Source organism: Halorubrum sp. AJ67, from assembly GCF_000513435.1.
This window is the reverse complement of the sequence record NZ_CBVY010000015.1, coordinates 103,403-105,310: the sequence shown is the minus strand read 5'-3', so window position 1 is coordinate 105,310 and position 1,908 is coordinate 103,403. Positions and strand designations below refer to the sequence as shown.

Annotated in this window: 5 protein-coding genes; 1 reads left to right on the top strand and 4 read right to left on the bottom strand. The window is 66.1% G+C overall.

What is annotated here, in order from left to right; translation table 11 throughout:
* Positions 1-369 precede the first annotated feature (369 nt).
* Positions 370-624 carry a hypothetical protein gene (locus BN903_RS11945; protein WP_048077933.1) on the top strand — a complete coding sequence of 85 codons (255 nt, stop codon included), beginning with the start codon at positions 370-372 and terminating at the stop codon, positions 622-624.
* 79 nt (positions 625-703) lie between these two features.
* On the opposite strand, the gene BN903_RS11940 is transcribed toward BN903_RS11945, so the two are convergent.
* The 4 genes from BN903_RS11940 to BN903_RS11925 all read right to left on the bottom strand — a co-directional run.
* Complete coding sequence (locus BN903_RS11940) at positions 704-904, bottom strand: dodecin (protein ID WP_048077932.1); 201 nt, start codon at positions 902-904, stop codon at positions 704-706.
* A 72-nt stretch (positions 905-976) separates the two neighbouring features.
* A complete protein-coding gene (locus BN903_RS11935) occupies positions 977-1,315 on the bottom strand; it encodes a hypothetical protein (RefSeq protein ID WP_048077931.1) in 339 nt (112 codons plus the stop codon).
* Between the two features lie 102 nt (positions 1,316-1,417).
* Positions 1,418-1,663: a DUF5816 domain-containing protein gene (locus BN903_RS11930; protein ID WP_048077930.1), complete on the bottom strand. Its 246-nt coding sequence runs from the start codon at positions 1,661-1,663 to the stop codon at positions 1,418-1,420.
* Between the two features lie 123 nt (positions 1,664-1,786).
* The coding region (locus BN903_RS11925) for a heme biosynthesis protein HemY (protein WP_048077929.1) at positions 1,787-1,908 on the bottom strand (122 nt) is incomplete at its 5' end.

The window sequence follows — 1,908 nt, the reverse complement described above, 5'->3', positions numbered from 1 at the left end:
GGTCGCCGAGCGAAGCGACGGCGACCGACGAGGCTGGGGAGGTGTGAGGCTGCGGTTGCGGTGCTGTGCTGGGTGGGACTCGAAGGGGCAGCCGCGAGGCGGACAGAGGTGACGCAAGCACCGCAGCGAAGGAGCGTTAGCGACTGAGCGAGGAGCGCAGCGAGCGTCTGTCCGCCTCGCGGCTGGGGCTTCGGCGGTGTTCGTGTCGATCCGTGATTCGTAGACAATCATATCCGCGTATAGCCGAGCGGCTGGGGCTTCGGCGGTGTTCGTGTCGATCCGTGAGTCGTAGACAGTCACATCCGCGTACAGCCGAGCGGCACGTACCCGGCCAGTACGTTCTTTTTCTCGGAGATTGAACGAGGTGCTATGCCGCCCTCCGAGGAGCCGAACGAGCAGCGGGTACGCGAAATAGTCCGGGAAGAGATCGCCGAGAGGAGCCGGACGCTCCTCGGGACCGTCGTCTGGACCCTGCTCTCTGTCCTCGCGGGGTTGGTCGGACTCCAGTCGCTCCAGTTCGCGCTGTACGCGACCTCGATCGCCGCAACCGCGGGGTTCGTCCTCGCGGGCGTCGTCGTGACCGGAGCAAGCCTCTACCTGCTGTACCTCCTTCACTGGGCGTAGCGGCGCGCCGCCGAGATGCGGGGTTGAAGCGGAGCCCGGGGCTCACAACGAAGCATAAACGCCGAAACCCGAGTTCCGCTCAGCCCTCCAGCTCGAATGCGACCTCGACTTCGGCCTGATACTCGCGGTCGGCGTCCCCCTGAAGCTCGACCCCGAACTCCTCTACTTCGGCCCAGTAGACGTTCTCAAGGGTGTCCTCGGCGCGGTCGATGGCCTCGTCGGCCGCGGCGTCGAAGCTCTCCTCGCTCGTCCCGATCAGCGTGATCTTCTTGAACACCATGTCACGTCCCGATACGACACACGGTGGCATAAAAATAGGCGTCCCGAACCGCGAGGAGGAAACCGAACGCGCCTACGGACTGCCCGGCGCGCCTTCCATCACGGCGAAGTCCTCGCCGTCGTGGTCGATGCCGATGACCGCCCAGTCGTAGGGCGGTTTCGCGGAGACGAGCCGGTCTTGGAGGTCGGCCGCGCGGTCGCGCCACGTGACGAAACACCGGAGTCGCGGTGTCTCGCCGCCGTCTGCGAGATACGGGTCGAGATCGTCGTCGTCCAGACACAACACCGTCACGAGCACGCGCCGCCACTTGCGTTCCGCGACGAACTCTCGTCCGCCCTCGGAGACGGTGTATCCCAGTTCGCGGAAGACGTCTCTGGCCTCGGTCGTCGGGGGGATGCTCGCAGTGGCCATCTATCTCGGAGTTGGTCACCATCCGTGATAAACTTTCTCACGATTTCGCTCGCGGAGAATCGGCGCACCGTCGAGAACGGGCAAGAGAGACGCGAGCGCGGCTCACTCGTGGGCGGCGTCCCACTCGTCCGGCTTCCGGAGGTTCCCGCACTCCGTACACTGGATCCGGCCCATCGTGTCCATCGCGGTGTCGAACGACCCGCAGTTGCCACAGCGGAACCCCCAGCGGGACTCCCCCGTCTCGTCGGCGAACACGACGTAGAAGGGACCGTCCGCCCCGCGCTCGACCCGCGACCGGTCGGTGTACACCCGCTCGCCGCTCGGCGTCGTCGTCGCTTTCAGACTCATGGCTATCGCTACCCGACCGAGCGACTTAAGCGGGGGACTCGCGCGTCGCAAAAATGGACCGGAAACGAGGGGGGCGCTGCGCGGAGGCGACGGCTACGTCCGGAGCGGCTACGTCCGGAGCGGCTACGTCCGGAACGACTCGCCGCAGCCGCACTCGGAGACGACGTTCGGGTTCTCGACCTCGAAGCCGGCGGCCTGAAGCCCGTGTTCGTAATCGAGCGTGCTGCCGCCGATGTAGTTGCGGC